6 protein-coding genes and 1 tRNA gene are annotated in these 6,395 nt (G+C 64.2%); 6 read left to right on the top strand and 1 reads right to left on the bottom strand.

The features are described from left to right. The 6 genes from KBA48_RS31745 to KBA48_RS31720 form a co-directional block, all read left to right on the top strand. Positions 1 to 192: thiamine pyrophosphate-dependent enzyme (locus KBA48_RS31745; protein ID WP_367273903.1), on the top strand; the 192-nt coding region annotated here is incomplete at its 5' end. 68 nt (positions 193 to 260) lie between these two features. Continuing rightward, positions 261 to 1,403 (top strand): acyl-CoA dehydrogenase family protein, encoded by a 1,143-nt coding sequence (locus KBA48_RS31740; protein ID WP_292912678.1) that lies wholly within the window; start codon positions 261 to 263, stop codon positions 1,401 to 1,403. Beyond that, the gene (locus KBA48_RS31735; RefSeq protein ID WP_292912677.1) at positions 1,400 to 2,881 is read left to right on the top strand and encodes a class I adenylate-forming enzyme family protein; all 1,482 of its coding nucleotides are present in this window, start codon (positions 1,400 to 1,402) and stop codon (positions 2,879 to 2,881) included. The genes KBA48_RS31740 and KBA48_RS31735 overlap by 4 nt, the downstream gene beginning before the upstream one ends. Before the next feature lie 2 nt (positions 2,882 to 2,883). Next, the gene (locus KBA48_RS31730) at positions 2,884 to 3,642 is read left to right on the top strand and encodes an enoyl-CoA hydratase/isomerase family protein (RefSeq protein ID WP_292912676.1); all 759 of its coding nucleotides are present in this window, start codon (positions 2,884 to 2,886) and stop codon (positions 3,640 to 3,642) included. A 33-nt stretch (positions 3,643 to 3,675) separates the two neighbouring features. Then, a complete protein-coding gene (locus tag KBA48_RS31725) occupies positions 3,676 to 4,608 on the top strand; it encodes a 3-keto-5-aminohexanoate cleavage protein (RefSeq protein WP_292912675.1) in 933 nt (310 codons plus the stop codon). A 31-nt stretch (positions 4,609 to 4,639) separates the two neighbouring features. Beyond that, positions 4,640 to 5,824, top strand: coding sequence for an acyl-CoA dehydrogenase family protein (locus KBA48_RS31720; RefSeq protein ID WP_292912674.1), 1,185 nt, complete (start codon positions 4,640 to 4,642; stop codon positions 5,822 to 5,824). Between the two features lie 445 nt (positions 5,825 to 6,269). Here the strand turns inward: KBA48_RS31720 and KBA48_RS31715 are convergent. After that, positions 6,270 to 6,346 (bottom strand) — tRNA-Met (locus KBA48_RS31715). Positions 6,347 to 6,395 lie beyond the last annotated feature (49 nt).

The following is a 6,395-nucleotide window of genomic DNA, read 5'->3' as shown; positions in this document are numbered from 1 at the left end:
GATTTCGTGGCCCTGGCCCGATCTTTCGGCGCCTATGCCGAGCGTGTAGAGGCCACGGAGTATTTCGCGGCGGCCTTCGAGCGCGCCATGGCATCGGGCCTGCCCGCCCTGCTCACCTTCCGGCAGCAGATCGAAGAGGTGGTGCCGATCGCCAACAAGGCGGATGCGCGCGAAGCCGAGACCCTCGCCTGAACAGCCGGAAGGCGGTGAGGACGGTGTCCCACAAGGACACCGGCTTCCCAGCTCCGCATGGAGATCGCATGAACATCGAACTCGATCTGAAGGACCAGGCCTGGGCGGCGGCCGCGGTGGAGACCGTCAGGCGCATCGCCACGGATTTCCGGGAGGAGATCCGGGCCTGCGAAAGGAACGGCCGCTTTCCCGCCGAGGCCTTCGCCGAGATGGGCCAGCAGGGCCTGATCGGCGTCATCACGCCGGTCGAATTCGGCGGATATGGCGGGGACGCCCCCGAATATTGCCTGACCACCGAGGCGATGGCCCGGTACAATCTGGTGTCCAGCCAGATACAGATCCAGGGCCAGCGCTGGCTGGTCGACTGGGGGACGCCCGAGCAGAAGGCACGCTATCTCCCCGGCCTCATCTCCGGCTCCCTGATCTTCTCCGAATCCATTTCCGAACGGACCGCCGCCTCGTCCCTGAAGGCACTCAAGAGCACGGCCCGGCGGGACGGCGGCGACTGGATCATCAATGGCGAGAAGATCCATATCAATCTCGGTAAGGAATCCCATGTCACCCTGGTCTACGCCATGGCCGAGGAAGGCCTGACCGCCTTCCTGGTCGATACGGACCTGGCCGGCGTGCGGCGCGCGCACAGCAACCCGCTGGGCGGACGCCTGCTCCCCACCGCCGACATGGAATTCGACAATGTGCGCATCCCGGCATCCGCCGTTCTTGGTGAACCGGGGCAAGGGTTGGCGACCTTCCTCAGCACCTTCAATGTCAGCCGGCTGGGTAATGCGTCGGAACTGTTGGGTGCGGCCCAGAGGGCGCTTTCGGATGCGACGGATTATGCGCGTGAACGGCAGGTCGGCACCAACCGCGTGACCGACTTCCAGGGCATCCAATGGCTGATCGCCGACGGATACAGCCAGCTCTATGCCGCCTCGCTGGTGCGCGACAGGGCGGCCAATCTGGTGGCGGCGGGCAAGGAACATGCGTTCGAGGCGAGCCTGGCCAAGAAGGTCGCGATCGAGGCTGCGGAAAAGGTCATCAACGACGTCTTTTCGCTGGTCGGCGGCCACGGCCTCTACCACGACCAGCCCTATGGCCAAATCCTTTTCGATATCAAGACGCTGCGGGTCGGCGGCGGTTCGCTTGAAGTCCTTCGCAACTATGTCTCGCAGCAGATCTTGCGCAGCGACGTGCTGAAGGGGCTGAAATGAGCAACCTCGCCCAGTTGATCACCACAGCGGCGGCGGAAAATCCGGCGGCCCGCTTCGGCACGTTCCAGCAATCCGACGCCTTGCCCCGGGTGGTTGATCGCGCCAGGCAGGTCGCCGAACAGTTCCGTTCCGCGGGCCTTGGTCGCGGCAAGGTGCTGGCGGTGATCGGGACGAACAGCGCCTCCTATATCGTGACCTGGATGGCCGCACAGCTGCTTGGCGTCCAGACGGCGCTGATCAACCCCTCCTATCCAGATGCATTCCTGGCGCAGATGCTGGACGATCTGGCCCCCGATGCCATCGCCTGGATCGGTCGGGCACCGGGAGAGGCCGCCGGCCGGCCCCTGCCCCAGTTCGATGCCGGCGATGCCTGGGATGGCAGCGTGGTGCAATGGCAGGATGGTCCGCTGACACCTGCCGAGGGCAGTGCCGGGGAACATTGCCGTCCGGACGAGGTCGCCGCCTTCCTGCACACATCGGGCACGAGCGGGAACCCGAAATTCTGTGCCTTGAGCCATGGCTATTTCCACCGGCTGGGACGCTTCTTCGCCGACATCATGGGGTTCACCCGCCATGATGTCGTGGTCAATCCCCTGCCGCTGTTCCACATCAACCCCATCGGCAATGGTGTGGTCGGCGCGCTGACCGGGCGCGCGGGCTTCCTGTCGACCGAGCGCTTCTCCCCCACCGATTTCTGGGCGCAGGTGAAGGGGCATGGGGCGACGGCGCTGATCCTGCACGCGCCACCGGCCAACCTGCTGAGGACGAAAACCACCGCTCAGGATGCCCAGGGCCATTCCGTCCGCGTCGGCTTTTCCTGCAACCCCGCCTTCCTGGCCCAGTTCGACATTCCCATCGGGATCGGCGGCTATGGCTCGACCGAAGCGGGGGGCCTTTGCCACCATTGGACCTTCCGCAAGGATGACGCAGGTTTGCCGCCGGAAGGCGCATTGCACCAGGCGGGCCAGCCGCGCCATGACATGGAGGTCATGCTGTCCGATGCGGGCGAGATCCTGGTCCGCGAAAAGGTGCCGCAGGTCCTGTTCTCCGGCTACCGCCGGGGCGGGGTGGTGGAGCCGGCGCTGGGGCCGGGAGGCTGGTTCCATACCGGCGATCGGGGCCGGCTGGATGATTGCGGCAATCTCGTCTTCATTGAGCGCATATCCGAATCAATCCGGGTCAACGCCGAATATGTTCCCATCGATTTCGTCGAGGAACGCTTGCGGCAGGTGCCCACGCTTGGCGATTTCGCCCTCTGGCGCATTCCGTCGGCCAGCCGGGGCCACGAGGCGGTGGTCTATACCGTCGCAGCCGATGTGGAGGCGGAGGACATCCGGGTGGCCGTTGCCGATCTGCCCCGCTACATGCGGCCGACGCTGCTGATCCAGGTCGACCGTATCCCCCGCGACGCCGGGGTCGGCAAGATCCAGCGCCGCCTGCTGGACACAATTCCCCGCCTGCTGGTGAGGGAATTGTGACCATGGACATTGATGTCCGACAGGAGGGGCCGGTCGCCATCATCGAGATGCGCCGCCCGCCCAACAACTTCCTCGACCTGGCGCTGATCCGCGATCTGGCTGCTTCGTTCGAGGCGGCCGACAATCGGGATGACGTGCGTTCTATCGTGCTGTGCGCCGAAGGCCGGAATTTCTGTGCCGGCGTGAATTTCGGCGTGGCCCCGGCCACGGACCAGCCGTTCGACCCCGCCCCCTTCTATCACGAGGCGCTCCGGCTTTTCCGGTGCGGGACGCCCGTGGTGGCCGCGGTGCAGGGGGCGGCGGTCGGTGCCGGGCTCGGCCTCGCCCTGATGGCGGATTTTCGCGTGGGCACGCCGGAGACGCGCTTTTGCGCGAACTTCACCCGCATCGGCATCCATCCCGGCTTCGGCCTGACCGTGACCTTGCCGCGGCTGGTCGGCGCCCAGCAGGCCGCCCTCCTCTTCTATACCGGTCGCCGTATCGACGGGAACGAGGCGCTTGGCTGCGGGCTGGTCGATATTCTCGCCGACCCCGACGGTCTGCGCACGGCGGCCATCCAGCTGGCAACCGAGATCGCGCAGGCAGCACCGCTGGCCTTGACCGCCACCCGCCGGACTTTGCGCCATGGCCTGGCCGACCAGGTTGCGGCAGCACTGGCGCATGAGGCCACCGAACAGAAAGGCCATTTTGCCACGCAGGATTTCCGCGAAGGCGTGACGGCGGGGGCCGAACGGCGGCTGCCGCAATTCAAGGGATGCTGACGCGATCGGCTAACAAAATCGGAGGAACAGGATATGCGGCGCGCTGACAAGGTCATCATCACCTGCGCGATCACCGGCGGCATCCATACGCCATCCATGTCGCCCTATCTGCCCATCACGCCAGACCAGATCGCACGGGAAGCCGTTGCTGCCGCCGAGGCGGGGGCGGCCATGATCCATCTCCATGCACGCGATCCCGAGACGGGAAAGCCGGACCAGACGCCGGAGCGGTTTGGCGAATTCCTGCCCCGCATCAAGCAGCAGAGCGACGCCATCCTGAACCTCACCACGGGCGGTGCGTTGGGCATGTCGCTGGAGGAAAGGCTGGCTCCAGCGCTCCGTTTCCAGCCGGAAGTCGCCTCGATGAACATGGGGTCGTTCAATTTCAACATTTCCGGTGCGGCCGGACGGCACACCGCGTTCCGACATGACTGGGAAGCCCCCTATCTGGAAGGATCGAAGGACATGATCCTGTCCAACACGTTCCGCCAGATCGAGCATGGCATGCAGGTCCTGGGGGCGAACGGCACCCGTTTCGAGTTCGAATGCTATGATGTGGGGCATCTCTACAATCTGGCGCATTTCGCCGAACGGAAGATCGTCGAACCGCCGTTCTTCATCCAATGCATCTTCGGCATCCTGGGCGGGATCGGGTCCGATCCGGAAAACCTCCTGCATATGCGGGCAACAGCAGATCGGTTGTTCGGGAACGACTATTATCTCTCGGTCCTGGCGGCCGGCCGGCACCAGATGCCTTTCGTGACGATGAGCGCGATCCTGGGCGGGAATGTCAGGGTCGGGCTGGAGGACAGCCTCTACGCCGGCCGGGGCCGGCTGGCGCAATCCAATGCCGAACAGGTCGCCAGGATACGCCGCATCCTTGAGGAACTGAGCCTGGAGATCGCCACGCCGGCGGAAGCGCGCATGATGCTCGCGACCAAGGGCGGAGACAATGTCGCATTCTGATCCAATGGATGCTGACCGGGGGATAACGTCGATGGATATGTTTTCGTCACCGGACCATGAGGAAATTCGCCGTTCCGTCCGGGCCCTGATGACACGCTTTCCGGATGGATACTGGGCCGAGCTTGATCGGAAGCATGAATTCCCCTGGGAATTCTATGCGGAGTTCGCCAAGGCAGGCTATCTCGGCATCGCCATTCCGGAGGAATATGGAGGGGCCGGCCTAGGTATCACCGAAGCCGCCCTTGTGCTCTACGAGATTTGCGCCAGCGGGGCCGGCCTCAACGGCGCCAGCGCCGTCCATCTCAGCATCTTCGGCATCAATCCCGTGGTGAAGCATGGCAGCGCCGAGATGAAGGCGAAGTACCTGCCGGCATTGACCCGCGGCGACCTGCATGTCTGCTTCGGCGTGACGGAACCGGATGCCGGCACGGACACCACCCGGATCAAGACCTTCGCCAAGCGTGACGGCGATCGCTTCGTCATCAATGGCCGCAAGACCTGGCTGACCAAGGCCGGCCAGGCGCAGAAGGTGCTGCTGCTCACCCGCACCACCCCCCTTGAGGAGTGTCGGCGGCGAACCGACGGCATGACGCTGTTCCTGGCCGACCTTGATCCCAAGGCGGTCACCATCCATCCTATCGAGAAGATGGGCCGCCACGCCGTGCCATCCAACGACGTCTTCTTCGATGATCTCGTCGTGCCGGCGTCGGATGTCGTCGGCGAGGTTGGGCGCGGCTTCTATCATTTGCTGGACGGCCTCAATCCCGAGCGCATCCTCGTCGCCGCCGAAGCGATCGGCTGCGGGCGCGCTGCCTTGGAGCGGGCCACCACCTATGCCAAAGACCGTATCGTGTTCGGCCAGCCCATCGGTCAGAACCAGGGCATCCAGTTTCCGCTGGCTGACAGCTACATGCGGCTGCTGGCCGCAGAGCAAGTCACCGCCAAGGCGGCCTGGCTCTACGACAATGGCCGCCCCTGCGGTACCGAAGCCAATGCCGCGAAGTTCCTGGCCGGCGAGGCCGGTTTTCAGGCGGCAGACCGGTCGATGCAGACCTTGGGGGGCTACGGCTACGCGGCGGAATTCACGATCGAACGATTATTCCGCGAGGCTCGCCTGCTGCGCATCGCTCCTATCTCCGAGAACATCATCCTGGCTCAGATCGCGGAGCATGTGCTCGGCCTACCCCGCTCCTACGGCCGCGCCGACGGTTCATGATCATAGCATCTCATCCACGGCGCGTTAATCATCAACGCCCATGCGAGGTCACCGTCAATGCTGGCATCAGCGGCTCCGATGTGCGGGACATGATGCTGGAGGGGGTCGAGGTCCGAAGAGGAAACGCCGGGCACGGAGACGGTGCGACCTTTATGACAACATAAAAGACCTCGCGGAGGGCATGTGGCCTGTCGGTGCCGGCATCAAAATGGCCTCGGCATATGGACCGGAAATACTGCTCGCGTCCGGTTCAGGCGGGGAAGTTCAGCTTGGCCTGCTGAGTATTGGGGCCGACAGTCTCACCCAATCGGCACTCAACTTGACCACAGCTACGCCCAAATTCGCTCTCTTCCGTTACCTATATGTTACCTGCGGGGTGTGTGGTAGGTTGGCCCTGAAACGACAAAAGCCGCTGATTCTTGTTTAGAATCAGCGGCTTAAGGTATGGATGCGGGGGCAGGATTTGAACCTGCGGCCTTCAGGTTATGAGCCTGACGAGCTACCGGGCTGCTCCACCCCGCGTCAGAGGGGATATTTTCCCCAATTGGGAACGCCGGCCTTATGGGCCGGC

It is taken from the genome of Niveispirillum sp., from assembly GCF_017996735.1.
GTDB lineage: Bacteria > Pseudomonadota > Alphaproteobacteria > Azospirillales > Azospirillaceae > Niveispirillum.
The sequence above is the reverse complement of the archived record's forward strand: the minus strand, read 5'-3'. Positions and strand labels throughout refer to the sequence as shown.

Coding starts and splice junctions, on each gene's coding strand:
- KBA48_RS31740 (WP_292912678.1), top strand. CDS start 261: ATGAACATCGAACTCGATCTGAAGGACCAGGCCTGGGCGGCGGCCGCG.
- KBA48_RS31735 (WP_292912677.1), top strand. CDS start 1,400: ATGAGCAACCTCGCCCAGTTGATCACCACAGCGGCGGCGGAAAATCCG.
- KBA48_RS31730 (WP_292912676.1), top strand. CDS start 2,884: ATGGACATTGATGTCCGACAGGAGGGGCCGGTCGCCATCATCGAGATG.
- KBA48_RS31725 (WP_292912675.1), top strand. CDS start 3,676: ATGCGGCGCGCTGACAAGGTCATCATCACCTGCGCGATCACCGGCGGC.
- KBA48_RS31720 (WP_292912674.1), top strand. CDS start 4,640: ATGGATATGTTTTCGTCACCGGACCATGAGGAAATTCGCCGTTCCGTC.